We start from the raw sequence: 20,511 nt of genomic DNA, 5'->3' as shown, positions 1-20,511 counted from the left end.
AAAGTTTGTCTACAGTCTGCAAGGTAATTCTCTTTACCTTTTTTATTTTTTATATCCCTTGTATATCGCTTATTTTCTTTATTTGTACGATTTCATAGCATTCTCTATATATTCTTTCATCATGACGGAAAAACTCTTTCTTCACGGTACGTGGTTCATTCCAATGGATGTGTGTAAGGCCTGCATTGATGAAGGATATATTAATATAATCAAAAACCAGCGGAAAAATATTATAAAGTATAAGGTAGTTTGGTAGGGGTGACTAAGAACCATCCTAGAAAAAAATAACGCACTTTTTCTGAATACCTGCTATGATAAAATTGGTCAACAACCAAAAAATATTAAAATGAGGCATCCGAATAAGTGCATAACAATTATATTACAAATATATTACAAAACCCCGGACCGGATTCTGAAAACTCCTTTTCTATTTACACCTACCGCCGACTCTCCGAAATTAAGGTACATTCCTATTACTCCCATTCCTTGCTGTATTTTTCAGTAATGACAATCGTCAAATAGCTCTCTAATGCATTTATTATATAGCTATATGGTCAAATTCACAAGATAAAATAATAATAATTGACAAATAATAATAATTGACATTAATTCTGACTATATTAAAATTTTTCTAAAATCATTTTTGCATATTCTTTAGCAGAAAATAAAGAATGGTCTCGGAAATTTCCGCATTGAACAGGATTTGCTGCCGGAACTTCCTCTGTAATTAAAACCTTTTTGAGAACATTTATAAGTTTACTTTTAACTTCCTCTTCGGTGCTTTCTCCAAACTTTACAAGGTAAAAGCCTGTCCTGCAGCCCATAGGAGAAACGTCAATTATTCCATCCAATTCCTCTCTGAAATAAACCGCAAAAAGATGTTCCAAAGTATGAAGAGCTGACGTAGGAAGTTCTGACTCATTAGGCTGTAATAATCTTATATCGTATTTTTCGACTATATCTCCCTTATTTCCCTTTAATATGGCCGCTTTTCTAACATAAGGTGCTTTTACTTTTGTATGGTCCAGTTCAAAACTCTCCACTTTTATCATAAAAACCACCTTCCTTGTTTTCTCTTATTTCATATAAGTTTTTGCTAAAATACCTATCTCCTCTGTCAGGAAAAATTACAACAATGTTGCACGGTGCCTTCGCCTTCGTCGCCTGCCTCATGGCTGCGGTAAAAGCAGCTCCGGAAGATGAGCCAACTATCAGTCCTTCCCTTCTGTGAAGTTCTTTTACAGTGTTTAAAGCTTCTACATCCGATATTTTTTCTATTTCGTCTATTAAAGAAGTATCCATGGTATCTGGTACAAAGCTATTACCTATTCCTTCGATATTAAAACATCCTACTTCACTCCCCCACCAATTATAGACCCTATGGGATCTGCCAAAACCGCCTTCACCCTATTATTTTTTTCTTTTAAATTATTTTACTACACCTGTAAAGTTCCGCCAGTCCCAGCGCCGGCAACAAATACATCAATATTCCCGTCCAGCTGGCTGTATATTCGGGACCGGTAATCTCATAATGAGCCATCACATTTGCCATATTAATAAACTGATTTGGAATAAAAGTATCCTCTATTTCTCTCGCAAGTTCTTCGGCTTTTTATATAGCTCCTTCATTCCCTCTTCTTTTGGTGTATTTACTATCTCGGCACCCAACGCTTTCATAAGAAGCTGCTTTTCTACGGAAATTTATCTGGCACCACAAAAATTACCTTATATTCCCTATTTAATGCTGCTAGAGCAAGACCTATGCCTGTATTACCTGCAGTGGCCTTAATAAGTGTACCTCCTTTTTAACAGTTCTTTTTTCAGCATCTTTTATCATATATAGACACGCTCTATCCTTAACACTTCCGCCTGGACTTAAAAACTCCAACTTTGCAAATATGTTAATACCTTCGGGTATCTCAAAATTGCTTATTTTTAAAATAGGCGTATTTCCTATAAGCTCCCTTATGTCCTTTACGTATTCCATGTTGTTACCTCCTTAGAGCATTAAAAATATCTTCTTTTAAATCCTCCACATCTTCTATACCCACAGAAAGTCTTATCAATGTATCTTTAATTCCCAACTTCAATCTTTCTTCTTGTAGTATGGATGCATGAGTCATTTGTGCCGGAATTGATATAAGACTTTCAACCGCTCCCAAATTTTCCGCAAGATAAATAACTCTTAAACGTGAAATGAATTTTTCTACTTCATCCAAGTGTTATCAACAACGGTTATGATTTCATATTTCTTAGAAAGTTTCGCTATTTTTCTAATATCTGTCACCTCCAAAATGGGGTTTGTTGGAGTCTCTATAAAAATAGCCCTGGTGTTATTATTTATCGCATTTTCTACCACATCCAAATCGGTGGTATCAATAAATTTGGCTATTATTCCGAATTTCTTAAAAATTTTGTCAAAAACCCTGAAGGTGCCGCCGTAAACATTTTTTGTAATCAATATTTCATCACCATAATTAAAAAGCATACATCAATAGCAATTACGCTATGTGAGACTTTCGCAAGTTCCAGAGCTCACTTTCCTGTACACAATTTTCACAGTCCGCCTTACCATTGAGAAAAATTCATTGGCTATAAAGGAATACCTCTGAGGCAAGTGACTTTGTGGAAAACTGACGTTTACTTATCTTCTCAAAGTCATTTGCCGATGTTATTAGACTTTTTCAGAAATAACTCATTTGTATATGTTGTAAATTACGAATCTAAGAATATTCAAATTGCATGTTGACAATATAGATTATATAATTTACACTAAGTCTATAGGAATAGTTTAAATTCCTAGCTAATTGCAAAATATGGCAAATATCAAAGTAAAAAATCGCGATTATTAGGAATCAAATAACAAAATCTTGGATTTATGTAGATTTAAACACACAACATGTTAAATGGTAAAAAGGTATAACATTAAAAAATGCAAAACTTAACAAACCTGTTTGATGTAAAAAGTGTCAAACAAGTTAAAGCAAAAGATACCTTGTTAAATTAAGAATATGAGAATTTTGAGGTTCCTCAAGAACCTATTAAATTCCGAAAAAATGGAGGGTAGCAAATTGGACGAGATTTTGCAACAAAAGTTGAACGTTTTAAAATCATACATTAAAGAATTGGGTAGTCTTGCTGTAGCCTATTCCGGCGGTGTAGACAGCACATTTCTGATAAAAGTAGCCTATGATGTATTAGGAAACAAAGCATTGGCTGTTACAGCTCGTTCTTCCACATACCCTGAGAGAGAATTTAATGAGGCAATAAAGTATATTCAAGAAATTGGGGCGAGACATATAGCCATTACATCTGAAGAACTTGATGTTGACGGTTTTTCCAGCAACCCTATAGATAGGTGCTATTATTGTAAAAAAGAACTTTTCCAAAAGGTATGGAAAGTCGCAAAAGAAAACGGAATAGATCATATAGCAGATGGCTCCAATTATGATGACTTAAATGATTATAGACCTGGCATGAAAGCAGCGCAGGAACTTAAAGTAGTCAGTCCACTCAAATTCGCAAAGCTTACCAAAAAAGACATAAGGGCATTGTCAAAAGAGATGGGCCTTCCAACGTGGAATAAACCGTCATTTGCATGTCTAGCTTCCCGCATTCCTTATGGCCAGTTGATTACCCGTGAAAAGCTATCGATGATAGATAAGGCTGAAAATTTCCTTATAGAGCTTGGCTTTAGGCAGCTAAGAGTAAGGCATCATGGTAATATCGCTAGGATTGAACTGGGCGAAAAAGATTACGAGAAAATCTTAAATAGAGATTTGATGAAAAAAATAGCAGCAAAATTAAAAGATATAGGTTTTACTTATGTGACATTAGACCTAGAAGGATATAGAACAGGCAGTATGAATGAGGTGCTGAAAGAAAGCACTCAATATAGTCGCTCAATACGGTAGTGAGCTCTTTAAGAAAAATAAATACGTACGTTCTCCTCCAAGACGGAAAATATACTATCGATGGTGAACTAAATAAAAAATGAAGGTGCACACATGCAGCGATGGAAAGTACAGGTTCTTATTTGAAGCCTATTTATAACATTCTTGAGATCGAAGAACTCAATCCAATGGTGGTAGAGCTAAACACATTAAAAATATAACCGTATTTTTTTCTCGATGAACAAATAGCCTCACAAGAATATATAAGAAAGAAAATTATGAATAGCAGCAAAGGAACAGTAAGAACAGATGTATGAGAGGATTACATAATATATTTATTTTGGAATATTGGAAAGTTACGCCACCATATAAAGTTTATGAATCACAAAATAAAAAAATTGAAGCTCTTAAAAATATCAACCTTACAATAAACAAAATGGAAATATTTAGAATAATTGGTTTAAGTAGTTACAGGCAAATCCTCTCTTTTTAAGATGTATAAACCTTCTAGAAACACTAACATCGGGAGAAATACTCATAAATGGCGTTGACATAACCAAACTTAGGGGTAAAGCATTAAGGGAAATGCGCAAAAAAATTGGGACGATATTTCAAAATTTTAATCTCTTAATGAATTCAACTGTATTTGACAATGTCGCATTCCCTTTGAGGATAAATAAAGTTCCTAAAGCTGAAATAAAAAAAGAGTTATGGAACTCCTAGAATTAGTTAATTTAACTGACAAAAAGGACTCTTATCCTTTTCAGCTATCTGGAAGGCAAAAGCAAAAAGTTGGTATTGCAAGGGCACTTGCAAACAATCCTGACATAATACTCTCTGATGAAACAACTTCTGCCCTTGATTCAACAACAACAGAGTCTATTCTTTCTCTTTTAAAAGATATTAACAAAAAATTTGGAATAACAATTGTCATCATTACCCATGAGATAGATGTGATAAAGAATTTTTGTGACAGAGTTGCCGTTATTGAAGATGGGACTATTGTTGAAGAAGGAAGCGTCATCGAGCTTATTTCAAATCCCAAAACTTCAGCATCAAAAAAATTTCTTACAGATATGATAGCGAAGCTTCCTGCTCCTATAAGAAGTAACATAGAATCCATAGGTACATTTATTGATATTATAACCCCCTTAATTGTCAGAATATATGGAGCCAATATCAACAGGAAATGCTACCAATAATATAAAAAAAGCCGGTTTTCAAAAATTTATGAAGATAACTTGTTTCTTGACTTGACATTGTTAAACTTATAAAAACAAAGCCTACACCGTAACATCGCCCTAAACTAGCCACCCATACCTGCTTTATACATTAAGAAATGAATTAAAAACGTTACAACTTATTCCTTATTCCGGCCAATTTTCCAAATACAGATGAAAAATAAACAGAAAAATTGATGCCAGGCTTACGCTGAGCAGAATCACGCTTTCTTTATCCTCCTTTTTTACACCCCTGCTACATTCCTAATGGCAGTTTAAACGGCAATAATCTGCTTAAAAATGTCGTTAAATCCTGAATTTTGCCCAAAGTCGTCAGGAACCCCAGGAAAATTAGAAAAGTTCCCAAGATTATTGATATAATATTTTGATATTTCTTTGTTTTCTTTATAACATTAATCGCCTCTGGCATATAGTAACCTACCAGCAAGTATGGTACCGCAAGGCCTATAGAAAACAGGAACATGGTCTTCATACCGATTAGCGTACTTCCCGTCGTGGCGGTATATATTAGCATGGAATATAACACCGGCCTATGCAATGGGAACATACTATAGCAAAAAATAGGCCTATTAAAAAAGTAGTAAGATACCTGGAAGATGTTTTAATGTCATGTGCGCTGTATTTGCTTAAAAATGAAAAGTTTAAATTGATTAAACCCATTAAATTTAAACCCATTGCTATAATCAGTATCCCGCCGATTACGTTCATTATCGAGATATAACTGCTCAACCACTTGCCTATAGTACCCGATAACCCACCTACTAAAGTAAAGACGATTGTAAAGGCGAGTACGAACACAAAGGTATTAATGAGAATAAACTTTCTCATCGCCCTGTGAAACTCTACGTCCTTTAGATCCTTTATGGACATGCCGGTTATCAGCGAGAAATATACGCTTATCATGGGTATTATACATGGGGATAAAAACGAAGCAACGCCTGCTATAAAAGGTAATACATAAGACACCTATAGCTCCCCCTTATTTTAAAAACCTTTCGTCCCATTTATATACTCTGGACTTAACCCCGCCTATGTCCCGCAATTCTAACTGAATATATTTGGTATTGGGTGTTATTAAATTCTTGCCGTTTATCTTTTTCGGTATTTTTATAAAGGCGACAACGTGATGCCCTGAGCCCTCTATCGACCATTTTACATTGTCAACCTTGAGACCCTCACTATTAGTAAACAATACCTTTCCACTTAGGTCGAGTTTAGATAGATCTACCTGGTGGTTATCTAAAAATACCTGAAAAACCAGATTGTCTTTATCATCTTGTATGGGATTCATATAGCTTATGCCAATGCTATATCGCCTTCATCGTTGGTAATCAGAAGGTCCTGAGGATTTATCTTTGTAGTAGATGCTTTTACTGTTTTAGAATTGCCTGCTGCGGTTTTAGGTTTAGACAATTTTGATTCAAAATAAAATGCAGAAGATATTAATGCTATTACAACAATAGCAATTGTTATCCTTTTTACTAATTTGCTCATAAAACAAAACCTCTCCTTATGCCATAATATATCATCAATGATATAATGTATAATAATGTCACAATAAGCCCGTCCTCAATAGCTTCCCCCCTGGATACTACTCCATTCCCTTTCACTTCCTCCCTACTGCGTTTTTTGAGGACATACATAGCACACAAACTAGCAACAATTATTGCCGCGCTTAAAACATGGGCAATGGAGAAAGGCCCAAATACTATGGGGTTTGTCCTGAAAAACTCAACAATGCCTCTGTTTGCGCTAAAAAATATCAAATACCACAAAATTAACTGCCCATTATAATCGACATTTTGCGCTTTCTCCACAGCACAAAAAACAGGATGTAATCCAGCGTAAATTCATAAACCTGTGCTGGATGAACCCATTGTTCATTGTATGGGACACCCCAAAACCATTTTCTTGACATAGGAACGCCAAACACGTCACACCCAATCCTGCCTATAGCCTGGCCCAATGCCAACGAAGGCGCAACTATGTCGGCAAAAACCCAAAAATTCTTGTTGTGCTTTTTGGTGTACCATATAGCAAACAAGGTCGCAAATATTATGGCGCCCTGTATAGACATGCCGCCGTTATTTATCTTTATTATATCCAGTGGATGGCTTATAAAATATTTAGGGTTAAAAAATATTACATAACCCAGTCTTCCACCTATAATCCCGAATAATACCAAATACAAAAGGAAATCTAAATATTCGTTAGCATCTACCCCTTTACGGATAGCCTCTTTATACGCAAGTAACAATCCTACCCCGATTGCAATAGCTATCATCAGGCCAAATAAGTACACAGATATATGCCCTATTTTAAATAACTCAACCAAGAAAACACCCCTTCCCAAGTATTGTTTTCATATTTAAATGGTAGCCATTAAAAGCCACTCATCATGCCGCTGTTCAAGCTATGCATGCCCTCCATAGTTTTGTGCATTTCTATCATTCCGTTTTTCCCTATAGACTCCATCATAGCAGCCATGTCACCATATCCGTTATCTCTCATTATCTTTATCATCTTTTGATAATCTGCATCTGATAAATTTTCCATGAGTTTATCCATGCCCTTGAAATCTCCTTCTTCCATGAGATTCGCCATATCTGTTAGTCCATTTTTTTTCATAATATCAATCATATTTTCATACCCATAATTATTTTGCTTTACATCTTTTGTTTGATTTACAGTTTTAACCAAATTTTTAGAAAGAGCTGCACTGTTAGTACCTTTTGCCAGAGCTATCCCTTCAATTAATCCTATTAACACAACAGATAAAACCACTGTTATTAACAACTTTCCTCTCATCTTTCATTACCTCCTATTTTTAATTATTTTAAATTTTCTATCTCCTCTTTAAGCTTTACAGCCTCGTACTCCAGCTCTTTTGTCTGAAGTTCTTTAATCATCTCATCTATTTCCTCTATCTGCTTCTCTAACTCGTTATTTTGCTTTACCAGCCTCTGTATGCTCTCTTCTATCTCGATCTTCTTACTAATAAACTCCTCAGTTTTTTCTTCGCTGATTTTTATTACACTTTCTGCCATGCTTTCCATCTTGTCTCTTTCCGCCTTAAGCTCATCAATCCTCTGTTGCAATTTATCCTTAACTTGTAGTACTTTAAGCCTGGTTTGCTGTAATTTTTGCATTTTCACATCAATGTCGCTATCAGCGCTGTCAATACCTCTATCTTGCTCCTGTTGTTTTGTCTTATTTAAGCCGCGCCTTCTAATATCCATTAATTCTTCAAAGCTTATTGTGTTATCGTATATCATCTGTTTATACCTTCCGAATTGCCTGTCATCAATAATCCTTTCCGCGTACATCCTTTTTAGCAACATCATCTTTTCCTCAAAATCATTTGGAACATAACTGTCATAGGAATCCTCTCTATAACTTCCACGCCCCCTCGGAAATCCGTAATAATCAAATATCCTAAACAATCCACCACCGCATCCCATTATTATGACACTCCTTTTTTCTTTTTCAGTTGTTCTAACTCTTGCTTTATCCTCTCTTCCCTTTGTATTTTATTCAGCTCTTCCTGAATAGGATCTGTTTCATCCAATACGCCCAGTGCATTTATTTCAATAAGCTCATCCATAGCGGCTACCCTGTTATTTTTTTCTTTTATCTTCTCTTGCGCCCTGGCTATTCTCTGATTTATATTTAAAATATCACTGGAAACACCTGCAATAGCTTCTTTAACCATTATTTGAGCATCAGCTGCACGATTCATGGCAATTAATTCCTCTTTTTTGTTCTGCAGATCGTAAATATACCTCTCCAATTTCTCTTTATTAGCCGTGATCATCTTTATCTTTTCTTCTAATTGCTTCAATTCTTTAGAAATCCGTTCTTCTTGTTCTGTAAGATCCATCTTTTTAGCTAATGACGCTTGTGCTAAATCTTCTCGGTTGGAAGCAATTGACAGATCAGCCTGTTCTTGAGCCAATCTTATTTTAACCCTTATATCCGACAAGTTGCTTTCAAGTCTTTTCTTAACCGTAGTAACCTCAATAAGCGATTTATTTATCTTATTTAATTGTTCTCTCAGCTCCTCAAGAGACAGCCCTAAAGCTTCTTCAGGATTTTCTAATTCATTCAATATTGAATTTGCCTTTGCCTTAAAAATCGACTTTACCCTATCGACAAATCCCATTTTTTTATTACCCCCTTTGATTTTTTTCTCACATATACATCATACAATTTAATTGTGGAGAAAATATGAAGAAAAATGGTCCATTCTAAGGACCATTTTAAAACTCACCTGGCCATCTTTGGCTTGAACCTTTTAAGCCTCAAGGCATTGGTAACCACAGAAACCGAGCTAAACGCCATAGCTGCACCAGCAATGGCAGGATTTAAAAGACCAAGGGCGGCTATTGGTATACCTATTATATTATAAATAAATGCCCAGAAGAGGTTTTGCTTTATATTCCTCATGGTAGCGCGGCTTAATCTGATAGCGGTAGGTATTCCCATCAGATCGCCGCTCATAAGTGTTATATCAGCAGCTTCAATGGCCACATCTGTACCTGTTCCTATAGCAATACCTACATCTGATGCAGCCAATGCCGGAGCGTCATTTATCCCATCTCCCACCATAGCGGTTATCTTGCCCTGTCTTTTGAGCTTCTCAACTTCTTCCGCTTTGTTCTCAGGCAATACCTCTGCTAAAACATGCTCTATACCTACCTGCTTTGCTATGGCACTGGCTGTTCGCCTATTGTCACCTGTTATCATCCAGACCTCTATCCCCATTTTCTTTAGCTGATCTATGGCCTGCTTTGAATTTTCTTTCACCGTATCTGCTACCGCCACAATTCCTGCCAGTTTGCCATCAACCGCCATTATCATCGCAGTCTTGCCCTCTTCTTCTAACTTATCCAATTTTTCTTCTATGGAATCTATAGCAATTCCTTCTTTTTGCATAAGCCTTCTATTCCCAATGTAAATGTTTTTGCCGTCAATTCTGGCATATACTCCATGCCCAGGTATCGCCTTAAAATCCTGGGGATCATCCAGGCTTATATTGTCACTTTTTGCCCTATTCACTATTGCTTCACCTAAAGGATGTTCTGAATTCTTTTCAGCTATAGCTGCAAACCTCAATATGTCACTCTCATTATAGCCATTTACTTTAATTACGTCAGTAACCTCCGGTTTGCCTTTTGTAATTGTACCTGTCTTATCAAGGACGATAGCATTTATCTTATGAGCCCTCTCCAGATGTTCTCCACCTTTTATGAGTATGCCGTTTTCTGCACCTTTACCTGTACCCACCATTATTGATGTAGGAGTAGCAAGTCCCAGTGCGCATGGGCATGCAATAACAAGAACGGATATGGCGCTTGTTATACCCATGAATAGATTGCCAAACCCAAAATACCATACTAAAAATGTTATCGCCGCTATTCCTATCACTATAGGCACAAATATACCCGAAATCTGGTCTGCCAAACGCTGGATCGGTGCCTTAGAACCTTGAGCATCTTCTACTAATTTTATTATCTGTGCCAGTGCTGTATCTTTTCCTACTTTTGTAGCTTCAAACTTAAAGGATCCTGTCTTGTTTATCGTCGCACCAATAACTTCATCACCAACTCTTTTTTCAACAGGTATAGATTCACCTGTGAGCATCGATTCGTCTACAGCCGAATAACCTTCTATGATCTTGCCGTCTACCGGTATTTTTTCACCTGGCCTTACTACTACTATATCTCCTATCTGAACTTCTTCAACAGGGATGTCAACCTCTTTTCCGTCCTTTATTACTCTGGCAGTCTTAGCCTGAAGTCCCATGAGTTTTTTAATAGCCTCAGAAGTCTTACCTTTTGCTACTGTCTCCAGGTATTTGCCTAAAACGACCAGTGTTATTATAACAGCCGCTGCTTCAAAATAGAGCTGTCCATGAACACCGGCAAATACATTATATACGCTGTAAAAATAAGCTATTGTCGTACCCATGGCAATTAACACGTCCATATTTGCAGATCCACCTAATAGAGCGTGATAAGCACCTTTATAAAATCTATAACCAATGATAAACTGTATTGGAGTAGCTATGATTAATTGTAAATATGGATTGCCCAAGACAGTCATTATGCCAAATCCGGATTCTAAAATCATATTTAAAACCAATGGTATTGATAGTATTGCCGATATTATGAACAGATATCTAAGATGTCTTATTTCCCTGTCCTTCTCTTGTTTATCTACATCAACACCTTCGGTCTTTTCAATAGCATCATAACCTACTTTCCTTACGACTTTTATAAGATCATTTACACTTACCTGCTCTGCATTGTAATCTATAACCGCTGTCTCTGTTGCAAAATTTACATTGGCGCTTCTCACGCCAGGTGTTTTACTTAATGCTTTTTGAATTCTCATGGCACAAGAAGCACATGTCATGCCTTTTAGTTTTAAAGTCGTTCTGTCTTCTATAACATCATATCCAACATCTCTGATCTTTTTCACAAAGTCATCTACACCTGCATCTTGCGGATTATATGTTATAGTGACCTTTTCAGCCGCGAAATTTACATTGGCATCACTTACACCAGGTATCATTTTTAGCGCCTTTTCTATCCTTGAGGCGCATGATGCGCACGTCATGCCTTTAAGCTTTAAACTTACTTTTGCTGTTTCTTTATTCATAGCTTCCATATTGAAACCTCCTTATTTTTATATTTTGTACTCATATTCCGTTTCTATGCCTTATAAGTTTAATCTTTTATTTATAGTAATCATATCTGTTTACTTGATTTTATTTTTATATTTACACCCCTAGAGGGTTTTAAATCAAAGTTATAGAAAAGGGAAACTTAAAAAAGTTTCCCTTTCGAATTAACAGCAGTGGTTGCTATGGCTCGTATGGCCCGTATCTTCCTTTACAAACTTTGTAGGATCTTTGTCAAACTCTGCTTTGCAGTAGTTGGAGCAGAAATAGTATGTTTTCCCATTGTACTCTGATTTTGCTTGCGCTTTACCTTCATCTACCGTCATTCCGCAAACTGGATCTTTAGCCATATATATCACCTCCTCTCAATACATTTTATAATTACTACTTATTATAATTACTACTTATTATTATTTTTGTCCATAATATATTATAAATTGCACTAGATTGCATTACAGCAACACAATATTAATGATGTAGGTAAATTTTGTGGAAGTTTGACCTTAAATTTCCCTTTTCCTTCCTCATTTTCCACCGTTATATACCCCTAAACACCAGCTGATTTACCATAAAAAACTGTAAGGCAGATGATGCAAAATTGGTGCATTTGCTTTTCAAGGAAAATCTTAAAATATACAGCACCTGAAAAATATAAAATGTAAAATTATATTGCTATTTAATTTAGAATTTATTATCCTCTCTTACTTCATTGCTTTCAAGACCATAATTTTCATGAACTTTGTGGGTAAGTCTTTTTTCCTTAATGTGATGGCTGTTATGATTATTATGGCTTCCACAGCAACCACCTATACCTGCTTTATACATTAAGAAATGAATTAAAAACATAACACCTGCTAATACTATTATATACAATATTTCGCTCATATTGATCGCTCCTTTCCTAAATCTACCTCTACTTTTTACTGGTATTATGGACGATGTTTTTAAAATAGTCAATTAACCTTGTTTACCCCTACACTTTATTAATACCGTCTCTCACGAGTATTTGACCACTATTATGCAAAATTAGCTTAATATCCTCTTAATTATTGATAATTTTACTTAATTTTGCACATCCATATTATTCCTTACATATGTATCATACAATTTAATTGTGAAGAAAATATGAAGAAGTTTAGGATTCTAAAACCTTTAGATTTTTTCCTCACTCCTCCCTGTTTCCTTCAAAAAGCGTCTAGATTCATATGGCTATAGTCGCAAACTTCAACATATCGCCCCACATTGTTACTATTTACTCAAACTGTACCAACGCCCTGCTTACCCTTTGTAGTTGTGTAGAATAAGAATAAACCTTCATCTTTTCTACATAAACTTCATCTTTTCTACATAAAATTGTACTATCATATAATTTAAGAAAAATATATGCTAGAATTATTATTATAATAAGTAAAAAACAGAGGAGGACTGTATGTGAAAGACGCAACAGAAATCATAAGAAAGAGATATGATAGGGCAGCAAAATACTATGATAGAATTGAGAATATGATGGAAAAAAGGTGGATGTCTAAATGGAGAAAAGAATTATTTAATCATGTAAAGGGTCACGATGTTCTGGAAATCGGCGTGGGGACGGGCAAAAACATGCCTTATTATCCCAAGGATATTAATATCACAGCAATAGATTTTAGTCCAAAGATGCTTGAAAAAGCAATAGCAAGGGCAAACAAACTTGGTTTAAATATAACGCTTAAATTAATGGATGTTCAACAGCTAGGTTTCCCTGAGAACTCCTTTGATGTGGTTATAACAGCTTGTGTCTTTTGTTCTGTACCGGACCCCATTAAAGGGTTAAATGAGATAAAAAGGGTCCTACGAAAAGACGGTGAATTAATCATGCTGGAGCATGTAAGAAGTAATATAGAACCCTTAGGTACATTTATGGATATTATAAACCCATTAGTTGTCAGAATATACGGAGCCAATATCAACAGAAATACTATCGATAATATAAAAAAAGCCGGTTTTCAAATAATTTATGAAGATAATCTATTTTTTGACATTTTTAAACTTATAAAAGCAAAGCCTATAAAATAGTTTCGTGGTACATTAATCTTTTTCAGATGAAAGCAAATCGTTTTTGGAGAATTTTATTACCACAAATTTCGTCCTCTGCCTTTTTCCCTTTCCACCATTATATTCCTCCTAAACGATAGCTGATTTATCCATAGAAAAACTGTAAGGCAGATGGCGCAAAATTGGTGCATTTATTTTTCAATGAAAATTCCAAAATATACAAACACCTGAATAATATAAAATATCAAGGGACAATTTAACCACTTTAAAAACTTCCTGCGAAAGTTAATTCTATTGGCCACTAGCATAGAGAAAAGCAAGCTTAATGCCTAAGAAGTATGCCCATCTGGGAAAAATTTATGCTCAAAAGAAAAGTTACAATAATGTCTGAAAGCGAAGCTATATGCCAGGAGAGGCAATTCAAGTATGACATCATAATGTATTCAAGCATCTTTTTGGCTTTTCCACTAGGCAAAAACCAGCGGAAATCCTAAAGGAGAGTAGGCACTATAGTAGAGTCCCCTTCCTATTACGGACTCGCTTTCATCACTGATGCAGCCTTTATGGGTAATGGTCAAAAATTTGTGGAGGCAACTAGAAAAGAAACTTGAAGAATAGGACAAAATGCTCTCTCATTTTGGGGTAGTTCCTTCTTCTATTCCTCTAAAAGCTACACATTCTCACGTGCCCTTACGTTTGATAAAGGCATTTTACCACCTCACAGCAGTTTAACCATTTCGCTTACAATTTTGGTAGAAGATTTGGCTGCTTGTTCTATAAAAGTATTAAAATCAATAGAAGCTTCTTCATTAGCATTGTCAGAAATACTCCTTATTATGACAAAAGGTATACTATTTAAAAATGCAACATGAGCAATAGCTGCTCCTTCCATTTCTACTGCATAGGCATTAAACATTTTTCCTAATCTTTTAGCCTCTTCCTTAGAAGACACAAACTTATCTCCCGAAATAATTCTCCCTACATATGCCCTACCTTCAACAATATTTTTTGCTACTTTTTTAGCTAATTCAACAAGTTTTTCGTCTGCTTTAAAAATGCTTTCTTCCATTCTGGGAATTATTCCCGGTTCGTATCCAAAAGCTGTTACATCAATGTCATATTCCATAGTATCTGATGATATGACTATATCCCCTACTTTTATGTCAGGCTTTATGCCACCTGCCACACCCGTATTTATGAGTACATCTACATTAAAATCAGAAACCAAAATTTGGGTTGCCATAGCAGCATTTACTTTTCCAATTCCTGAACGGACTATAACAATATCCGCACTTTTTAAACTGCCTACGTAAAAATCCAATTTAGCTTTCTTTACAATTTCTTTTAAAGTCATCTCATCTTTTAAAATGTTTATTTCTTCTTCCATTGCCCCTATTAGTCCAATTTTTTTCACACCAAAACCCCCTAAAAATTTAATTGAGTAGGAGTTAAATAATTATTTATTTAGAGTCTTCTCACACCACCGTACGTACCGTGCGGTATACAACGGTTCATCAGGAATTATGTACAATAGAATATCTTTCTCCTAAGACTTACAAGGCTTATTTTCTTGAACTAGTCATTAGTGAGAGTGGTATTGCCTCCTTCTACCGAGTTGGCTGCAATTCTTGACTACCTCTATCTTAAGATTATGAAACACCCTAATGTTCTTATTTCTCACTGTTTGAATTAGTGTGTAGCTATTGAATGAGTTTGGGGTTTGATGCTATTTCCCAGAAAGGTTAGGACATACAATCATTGGCATCACACCAGATACCTACTCAAGTGTATTACCTGACATTCAAACAGAAGCCGTTAAAGCATTAGAAGAAATAAATAACATACGGTTTAGTGATATTTTTAATTGATACCTCTACTGTGTGGAAAGATAAAAAAAACATGTTTGTAAGCCGCTTACAAATTTCGATTTCTCAGTTTATTTTTCAAAAAAAGTAAAACCGCAAAGGCTTGCGGTTACTGCATTTCACTGGTCTGAGTGGGGGGACTTGAACCCCCGGCCTCCAGAACCCCATTCTGGCGCGCTACCAGCTGCGCCACACCCAGAAAGAAACTTTGCTCAGAATTTATTATAAACGAGATAAAAGAAAAAATCAATAGCTAAATGATTATAAAGATTATTCCGCCTCCGCTGTCATTTACAACTCTTTCTAACGTATCTCGTAGTTTATAACTTAAGTTTTCAGGAATGGAACCAATCTTGTTTTGCATTCCCTCTTTTACAAGGTCGCTCAAAGTCTTGCCAAAAATGTTGGATTCCCAAATTTTTTCTGGATCACTCTCAAACTGTTCTGTCAAATATTTTACAAAATCTTCACTTTGCTTTTCTGTTCCCACAACTGGCGATACTTCTGTTGTAATATCAGTTCTAAAAATGTGATATGAAGGAGCAGAAGCTCTAAGCCTTACCGCAAATCTTCCACCTTGCCTTACTATTTCAGGTTTTTCAAACTTCATATCATCAAGGCTTGCAGGTACCACTCCTACACCTGTTTTTTCAGCTTGTAAAAAAGCATCTTTAACTCTATCGTACTGCCTCTTTGCATAAGCCAATTCTCTCATCATTGTCATCAGTTCTTTATCATCATGAACCTCAAGCCCGCTTTCATCACTTAATATTTTAAAGAATAAGCCTTCCTGAGTCTTTATTTCAACATTTGCACTACCTTCTCCCGGGGCTATTTTCTTTATAAACACTTCAGAAAAGTTTCCATTCTCTTTAAGGCCACCAACCAACTTAGGTATGTCTCTTAATCTAAACAGTTCTTTTATGTTTTCTTTTACTGTTTCCATTATGTTTTGCTTAAGCCAATGACTTTTATCAAGAGCATCTACCCATTTAGGCAAATCAATTGCAATCTCCCGTATAGGAAATTCAAATAAGACTTTTTCCAAGATTGCATGAATGTCTGGTATTTCCATTTTAAGTACATTTAAAACAACTACAGGTACATCGTATTTTTTCTCTAATTCTTTTGCTAAATTAATTGTTTCGGGACTTTGAGAATTGGTTGTATTTAGCACTATTATAAAAGGTTTATTCAGTGCTTTTAATTCTTTCACTACCCTTTCCTCTGCTTCTACATAATTTTCTCGCGGTATGTCGGTTATGCTTCCATCAGTGGTAATCACTAATCCTATTGTAGAATGGTCATTTATCACTTTTTTTGTTCCTATTTCTGCTGCTTCTTCAAAAGGTATTTCATAATCATACCAGGGAGTAGATACCATGCGGGGCTTATCCCCTTCCATGTATCCCAGTGCACCTTTAACCATATATCCTACACAATCTACTAATCTCACTTTAAACCTCGTGTTTTCATTAATTGTTATCTCTACCGCTTTTTCAGGAACAAATTTAGGCTCAGTAGTCATTATGGTTTTGCCTGCTGCACTTTGTGGCAATTCATCTTTTATTCTCTCTTTTTGGGGAAGATTTTCTATGTATGGCAGTACCAATATGTCCATAAATCGCTTAATAAAAGTCGATTTACCTGTTCTCACTGGGCCTACTACTCCTATGTAGATATCCCCTTGCGTTCTTTCTGCAATATTTTTATAGATATCGTAGTTTTCCAACCCATTTCCCTCCTTTTTATATATCCATATCCTTTTCTTCTCACTCATATATATATGCTTTAACAGTATATTTATATGTAAAAAATATTGAAATATGATAAAATCTCCGGAAATACCGGAGATCAAATACCGTGCAATTCATGTTTTTTATCTCTCGTCATAAGGCTATAAACAGCCTCATAGGGATTTTTACCCTCAAAAAGAATGGAATAAATTTCTTTAGTTATTGGCATTTCTATCTTATGAATTTGAGAAAGTTTGTAGGCGGATTTTGTAGTATTAACTCCTTCTACTACCATTCCTATCTCTTTTAATGCTTCTTCTAAACTTTTGCCTTTACCTATAAGTATTCCTGCTTTTCTATTTCGCGAAAGCATGCTGGTACAAGTTACAATAAGGTCTCCTACACCTGCCAAACCTAAAAAGGTCAAAGGGTCAGAACCTAGCGCAACACCTAAACGAGTAATTTCTGCAAGACCTCTTGTCATAAGAGCAGCTTTAGTATTATCACCAAACCCAAGACCATCGGAAATACCCGCTCCCAAGGCTATAATATTCTTTAAAGCTCCACCTAATTCTACTCCCACCACGTCTTTGTTTATATATAACCTAAAGTTTCATCCATAAAGGCATCTTGTACTGCCTCACAGGTTTTATATCATCGGAAGCCAAAACACAGGCTGTAGGGATTTGCTTTACTACTTCCTCAGCATGGCTGGGACCTGATAGAACAACCACATCATTTGACAAATATTCTTTTATGACTTCAGACATTCTTTTTAAAGTAGAAGTTTCTATTCCTTTTGCAAGATTTACAACAATTGCCTTTTTATCAATTACATCTTTTAATTTTTTCGATATTTCTCTTACAGCATGGGACGGAACAGCAATCACAACAATTGATGAATTTTCCGCAGCCTCTTCCAAATCAGTAGTAATAAAGATTTCTTGAGGAATATCTGCGTCCAAATATTTCCTATTATGACGAGTAGACACAATTTCCTTAAACTGGTTTTTATTTCTCATCCAAAGAGTAATTTGGTGTCCAAGTCGGTTTAAATGTATCGCTATAGCAGTTCCCCAACTTCCTGCACCTAATATTGATATTTTCATGGCCACTTTCCTTTCTCATTTTATTTCTGTTTTTTGTCCAAGCTTGGATTCCGTTCCGGCCAGCAAACGTTTTATATTGGAACGATGCTGAAAGATTGCTAAAGATGCCAGAATGAGTGAAAATACAAAAAGTTGTGTTGAATTCCAAAAAAATGCATTTAAAAGGACAAATGTAACGCTTCCTGCCATAGACCCCAATGATACGTATTTTGTCAAAGCAATTATTATAACTCCAATTGCTAAAGCTATAATCCCCAGAAAAGGACTTACAGTCATTACAACTCCAATGCTTGTAGCAATTCCTTTTCCCCCTCTAAATTTTAAAAACACAGGCCAGTTATGACCACATACCACTGCTATTCCTGCAATCATAGCACCAGTAGTACCCATTAAATATTTCCCAATTAAAACTGCAATTACTCCTTTTAACACATCTAGCGCAAAAACAGGAGCCGCAGCTTTATATCCTAACACTCTTAAGACATTCGTAGCCCCTGCATTTCCACTTCCATAATTACGAATGTCTATCTTTCGCGTATATTTTGTTAAAATATATGCATTGTTTATGCAACCAATCAAATAAGCAATGCCGGCTGTTAAAAGAGCGTACATATTTCCCCCCCTTTCTTTTAATTTTCTCCTCTTTTCCTCGTGGAAATCTTAAGAGGAACTCCTTCAAAGCCAAAATTTTGTCTTAATGTATTTTCTATAAATCTTAAATAGGAAAAATGCATGAGTTCCGGGTCATTGACAAACACTACAAAAGAAGGTGGTTTAATTCCTACCTGTGAAGTATAATATACTTTTAATTGTTTGCCCTTATCAGCTGGTGGCGGAAACATAAGCATAGCTTCATTTAGCACATTATTTAAAAGGCCAGTCGTAATCCTTTTATTGTATTCCCCCCATACTTTATCTACAGTTTGTAAAACTCTGTGCACTCTCTGACCTGTTTTAGCTGAAATAAATAGGATAGGAGCAAAAGATATAAAAGATAGCTTTTCTCTTATCATCTTGGTATATTCATTGACAGTATTATTATTTTTTTTATAGCATCCCATTTGTTAACAACTATTATAATACCTTTTCCATTTTCAAAGGCGTATCCTGCTATTTTAGTGTCCTGCTCGGCTGGACCTTCTATAGCATCTATCATTAAAAGACATATATCAGACCTTTCAATAGCAGTTAAAGCTCTTAGCACACTATACCTTTCAATAGATTCGCTTATTCTACTTTTCCTACGTATTCCTGCTGTATCAATAAGAACATAGTTCTTCCCATCTTTTGAAAAAGGGGTATCTATGGCATCCCTTGTAGTACCTGGAATGTCACTTACTATAACTCTTTCTTCCCCTAATATTTTGTTAACCAACGAAGATTTCCCTACATTGGGTCTACCAATAACAGCAATTTTAATTGTCTCTTCACTGTATTCTAGCCCTTCCTGAGGCAATTTTTTCACTATTTCGTCTAGAAGTTCTCCAATGCCCAAGCCATTCGAGGCTGAAATAGGAATGGGATTCCCTAATCCAAGACTAAAAAAATCATAATAAGTTGGAGGAAGTTCTTTAAAATTGTCCACCTTGTTGCAAACCAAAATAATTTCTTTTTTGGCTCTTCTCAAAATATCCGCTATTTCTTCATCTTCTGGCATTAAACCTTCTTTTGCATCAACTAAAAATAATATTACTTCGGAAGCCTCAATCGCTGCCTCCACTTGTAAACGAACTTTTGAAAATATAATATCTTCAGCATCTGGGTCTAATCCTCCCGTGTCTACTAATATAAATTTTTTGTTCAGCCATTCTGCATTGCCGCATATTCTATCCCTTGTAACTCCTGGCTTGTCTTCAACAATAGAAATTCTCTTCCCCATAATTTTATTAAAAAGAGTAGATTTACCTACATTTGGCCTGCCTACAATACTCACCATTGCTCTTGCCAT

24 protein-coding genes, 1 tRNA gene and 2 pseudogenes are annotated in these 20,511 nt (G+C 35.5%); 4 read left to right on the top strand and 23 right to left on the bottom strand.

The window, feature by feature from the left end; genetic code table 11:
* Window positions 1–620: 620 nt before the first annotated feature.
* From JCM7501_RS06150 to JCM7501_RS14435, 6 genes are all read right to left on the bottom strand, one after another.
* On the bottom strand, window positions 621–1,052 hold the full coding sequence (locus JCM7501_RS06150; protein WP_028992173.1) for an S-ribosylhomocysteine lyase: 432 nt from the start codon (window positions 1,050–1,052) through the stop codon (window positions 621–623).
* Complete coding sequence (locus tag JCM7501_RS16595) at window positions 1,030–1,302, bottom strand: pyridoxal-phosphate dependent enzyme (RefSeq protein ID WP_028992172.1); 273 nt, start codon at window positions 1,300–1,302, stop codon at window positions 1,030–1,032. Before JCM7501_RS16595 ends, JCM7501_RS06150 begins: the two co-directional genes overlap by 23 nt.
* Window positions 1,303–1,423: 121 nt before the next feature.
* On the bottom strand, window positions 1,424–1,552 hold the full coding sequence (locus tag JCM7501_RS16590; protein ID WP_304650793.1) for a hypothetical protein: 129 nt from the start codon (window positions 1,550–1,552) through the stop codon (window positions 1,424–1,426).
* Between the two features lie 207 nt (window positions 1,553–1,759).
* Window positions 1,760–1,987 carry a pyridoxal-phosphate dependent enzyme gene (locus tag JCM7501_RS16585; protein ID WP_028992170.1) on the bottom strand — a complete coding sequence of 76 codons (228 nt, stop codon included), beginning with the start codon at window positions 1,985–1,987 and terminating at the stop codon, window positions 1,760–1,762.
* A 4-nt stretch (window positions 1,988–1,991) separates the two neighbouring features.
* On the bottom strand, window positions 1,992–2,219 hold the full coding sequence (locus JCM7501_RS14440; protein ID WP_028992169.1) for a PLP-dependent transferase: 228 nt from the start codon (window positions 2,217–2,219) through the stop codon (window positions 1,992–1,994).
* Window positions 2,207–2,461, bottom strand: a complete 255-nt coding sequence (locus tag JCM7501_RS14435) for an aminotransferase class I/II-fold pyridoxal phosphate-dependent enzyme (RefSeq protein WP_028992168.1) — start codon at window positions 2,459–2,461, stop codon at window positions 2,207–2,209. Before JCM7501_RS14435 ends, JCM7501_RS14440 begins: the two co-directional genes overlap by 13 nt.
* Window positions 2,462–3,071: 610 nt before the next feature.
* Here JCM7501_RS14435 and larE point away from each other — a divergent pair.
* From larE to JCM7501_RS14425, 3 genes are all read left to right on the top strand, one after another.
* On the top strand, window positions 3,072–3,914 hold the full coding sequence (gene larE, locus JCM7501_RS06130; protein WP_028992167.1) for an ATP-dependent sacrificial sulfur transferase LarE: 843 nt from the start codon (window positions 3,072–3,074) through the stop codon (window positions 3,912–3,914).
* A 477-nt stretch (window positions 3,915–4,391) separates the two neighbouring features.
* Window positions 4,392–4,616 (top strand): ATP-binding cassette domain-containing protein, encoded by a 225-nt coding sequence (locus JCM7501_RS14430; RefSeq protein WP_306301454.1) that lies wholly within the window; start codon window positions 4,392–4,394, stop codon window positions 4,614–4,616.
* Window positions 4,604–5,095: an ATP-binding cassette domain-containing protein gene (locus JCM7501_RS14425; protein ID WP_051421915.1), complete on the top strand. Its 492-nt coding sequence runs from the start codon at window positions 4,604–4,606 to the stop codon at window positions 5,093–5,095. The genes JCM7501_RS14430 and JCM7501_RS14425 overlap by 13 nt, the downstream gene beginning before the upstream one ends.
* A 546-nt stretch (window positions 5,096–5,641) precedes the next feature.
* Here JCM7501_RS14425 and JCM7501_RS16580 read toward each other — a convergent pair.
* The 11 genes from JCM7501_RS16580 to JCM7501_RS06080 all read right to left on the bottom strand — a co-directional run bounded on the left by JCM7501_RS16580 (window position 5,642) and on the right by JCM7501_RS06080 (window position 12,704).
* Window positions 5,642–6,037: a cytochrome c biogenesis CcdA family protein gene (locus JCM7501_RS16580; protein WP_457921089.1), complete on the bottom strand. Its 396-nt coding sequence runs from the start codon at window positions 6,035–6,037 to the stop codon at window positions 5,642–5,644.
* Between the two features lie 76 nt (window positions 6,038–6,113).
* Complete coding sequence (locus tag JCM7501_RS14420; RefSeq protein WP_256201206.1) at window positions 6,114–6,326, bottom strand: hypothetical protein; 213 nt, start codon at window positions 6,324–6,326, stop codon at window positions 6,114–6,116.
* A 104-nt stretch (window positions 6,327–6,430) separates the two neighbouring features.
* Window positions 6,431–6,628 carry a hypothetical protein gene (locus tag JCM7501_RS14415; protein WP_256201205.1) on the bottom strand — a complete coding sequence of 66 codons (198 nt, stop codon included), beginning with the start codon at window positions 6,626–6,628 and terminating at the stop codon, window positions 6,431–6,433.
* Window positions 6,625–6,909, bottom strand: a complete 285-nt coding sequence (locus JCM7501_RS16185; RefSeq protein WP_409373528.1) for a prolipoprotein diacylglyceryl transferase family protein — start codon at window positions 6,907–6,909, stop codon at window positions 6,625–6,627. Before JCM7501_RS16185 ends, JCM7501_RS14415 begins: the two co-directional genes overlap by 4 nt.
* Window positions 6,910–6,911: 2 nt before the next feature.
* Window positions 6,912–7,469, bottom strand: a complete 558-nt coding sequence (locus JCM7501_RS16180; protein ID WP_409373527.1) for a prolipoprotein diacylglyceryl transferase — start codon at window positions 7,467–7,469, stop codon at window positions 6,912–6,914.
* A gap of 47 nt (window positions 7,470–7,516) precedes the next feature.
* Entirely contained in the window at window positions 7,517–7,942 is a 426-nt protein-coding gene (locus JCM7501_RS06105; protein ID WP_028992164.1) for a hypothetical protein, read from the bottom strand.
* Between the two features lie 23 nt (window positions 7,943–7,965).
* Complete coding sequence (locus tag JCM7501_RS06100) at window positions 7,966–8,595, bottom strand: hypothetical protein (RefSeq protein ID WP_028992163.1); 630 nt, start codon at window positions 8,593–8,595, stop codon at window positions 7,966–7,968.
* A 2-nt stretch (window positions 8,596–8,597) separates the two neighbouring features.
* On the bottom strand, window positions 8,598–9,296 hold the full coding sequence (locus JCM7501_RS06095) for a PspA/IM30 family protein (protein ID WP_028992162.1): 699 nt from the start codon (window positions 9,294–9,296) through the stop codon (window positions 8,598–8,600).
* A 104-nt stretch (window positions 9,297–9,400) separates the two neighbouring features.
* Window positions 9,401–11,806, bottom strand: coding sequence for a heavy metal translocating P-type ATPase (locus JCM7501_RS06090; RefSeq protein WP_028992161.1), 2,406 nt, complete (start codon window positions 11,804–11,806; stop codon window positions 9,401–9,403).
* Window positions 11,807–11,986: 180 nt separating this feature from the next.
* Window positions 11,987–12,169, bottom strand: coding sequence for a YHS domain-containing protein (locus JCM7501_RS06085; RefSeq protein ID WP_028992160.1), 183 nt, complete (start codon window positions 12,167–12,169; stop codon window positions 11,987–11,989).
* 331 nt (window positions 12,170–12,500) lie between these two features.
* Entirely contained in the window at window positions 12,501–12,704 is a 204-nt protein-coding gene (locus JCM7501_RS06080) for a hypothetical protein (protein ID WP_028992159.1), read from the bottom strand.
* 546 nt (window positions 12,705–13,250) lie between these two features.
* On the opposite strand from JCM7501_RS06080, the gene JCM7501_RS06075 reads away from it, so the two are divergent.
* Window positions 13,251–13,874 carry a class I SAM-dependent methyltransferase gene (locus JCM7501_RS06075; protein WP_028992158.1) on the top strand — a complete coding sequence of 208 codons (624 nt, stop codon included), beginning with the start codon at window positions 13,251–13,253 and terminating at the stop codon, window positions 13,872–13,874.
* Window positions 13,875–14,571: 697 nt separating this feature from the next.
* Here JCM7501_RS06075 and JCM7501_RS06070 read toward each other — a convergent pair.
* From JCM7501_RS06070 to der, 6 genes and pseudogenes are all read right to left on the bottom strand, one after another.
* Entirely contained in the window at window positions 14,572–15,267 is a 696-nt protein-coding gene (locus JCM7501_RS06070; RefSeq protein ID WP_028992157.1) for a 5'-methylthioadenosine/adenosylhomocysteine nucleosidase, read from the bottom strand.
* Between the two features lie 574 nt (window positions 15,268–15,841).
* Window positions 15,842–15,917: transfer RNA gene (locus JCM7501_RS06065), tRNA-Pro, on the bottom strand.
* Between the two features lie 54 nt (window positions 15,918–15,971).
* Entirely contained in the window at window positions 15,972–17,450 is a 1,479-nt protein-coding gene (gene spoIVA / locus JCM7501_RS06060; RefSeq protein WP_028992156.1) for a stage IV sporulation protein A, read from the bottom strand.
* Between the two features lie 122 nt (window positions 17,451–17,572).
* Window positions 17,573–18,563: pseudogene (locus JCM7501_RS06055) on the bottom strand (NAD(P)H-dependent glycerol-3-phosphate dehydrogenase).
* Between the two features lie 15 nt (window positions 18,564–18,578).
* Window positions 18,579–19,175 carry a glycerol-3-phosphate 1-O-acyltransferase PlsY gene (gene plsY, locus JCM7501_RS06050; protein WP_028992155.1) on the bottom strand — a complete coding sequence of 199 codons (597 nt, stop codon included), beginning with the start codon at window positions 19,173–19,175 and terminating at the stop codon, window positions 18,579–18,581.
* Window positions 19,176–19,192: 17 nt separating this feature from the next.
* Window positions 19,193–20,511, bottom strand: a pseudogene (gene der / locus JCM7501_RS06045) (ribosome biogenesis GTPase Der).

It is taken from the genome of Thermoanaerobacter thermocopriae JCM 7501, assembly GCF_001310975.1.
GTDB classification, from domain to species: Bacteria; Bacillota; Thermoanaerobacteria; order Thermoanaerobacterales; family Thermoanaerobacteraceae; genus Thermoanaerobacter; species Thermoanaerobacter thermocopriae.
This window is presented reverse-complemented; position numbering and strand designations above follow the sequence as displayed.

Bases quoted from the DNA above. Each gene is read 5' to 3' on its own strand.
- JCM7501_RS06150 (WP_028992173.1), bottom strand. From the start codon at position 1,052: ATGATAAAAGTGGAGAGTTTTGAACTGGACCATACAAAAGTAAAAGCA.
- JCM7501_RS16595 (WP_028992172.1), bottom strand. From the start codon at position 1,302: ATGGATACTTCTTTAATAGACGAAATAGAAAAAATATCGGATGTAGAA.
- JCM7501_RS16590 (WP_304650793.1), bottom strand. From the start codon at position 1,552: ATGGCAAATGTGATGGCTCATTATGAGATTACCGGTCCCGAATATACA.
- JCM7501_RS16585 (WP_028992170.1), bottom strand. From the start codon at position 1,987: ATGGAATACGTAAAGGACATAAGGGAGCTTATAGGAAATACGCCTATT.
- JCM7501_RS14425 (WP_051421915.1), top strand. From the start codon at position 4,604: ATGGAACTCCTAGAATTAGTTAATTTAACTGACAAAAAGGACTCTTAT.
- JCM7501_RS16580 (WP_457921089.1), bottom strand. From the start codon at position 6,037: ATGATAAGCGTATATTTCTCGCTGATAACCGGCATGTCCATAAAGGAT.
- JCM7501_RS14415 (WP_256201205.1), bottom strand. From the start codon at position 6,628: ATGAGCAAATTAGTAAAAAGGATAACAATTGCTATTGTTGTAATAGCA.
- JCM7501_RS06105 (WP_028992164.1), bottom strand. From the start codon at position 7,942: ATGAGAGGAAAGTTGTTAATAACAGTGGTTTTATCTGTTGTGTTAATA.
- JCM7501_RS06100 (WP_028992163.1), bottom strand. From the start codon at position 8,595: ATGGGATGCGGTGGTGGATTGTTTAGGATATTTGATTATTACGGATTT.
- JCM7501_RS06095 (WP_028992162.1), bottom strand. From the start codon at position 9,296: ATGGGATTTGTCGATAGGGTAAAGTCGATTTTTAAGGCAAAGGCAAAT.
- JCM7501_RS06090 (WP_028992161.1), bottom strand. From the start codon at position 11,806: ATGGAAGCTATGAATAAAGAAACAGCAAAAGTAAGTTTAAAGCTTAAA.
- JCM7501_RS06085 (WP_028992160.1), bottom strand. From the start codon at position 12,169: ATGGCTAAAGATCCAGTTTGCGGAATGACGGTAGATGAAGGTAAAGCG.
- JCM7501_RS06080 (WP_028992159.1), bottom strand. From the start codon at position 12,704: ATGAGCGAAATATTGTATATAATAGTATTAGCAGGTGTTATGTTTTTA.
- plsY (WP_028992155.1), bottom strand. From the start codon at position 19,175: ATGTACGCTCTTTTAACAGCCGGCATTGCTTATTTGATTGGTTGCATA.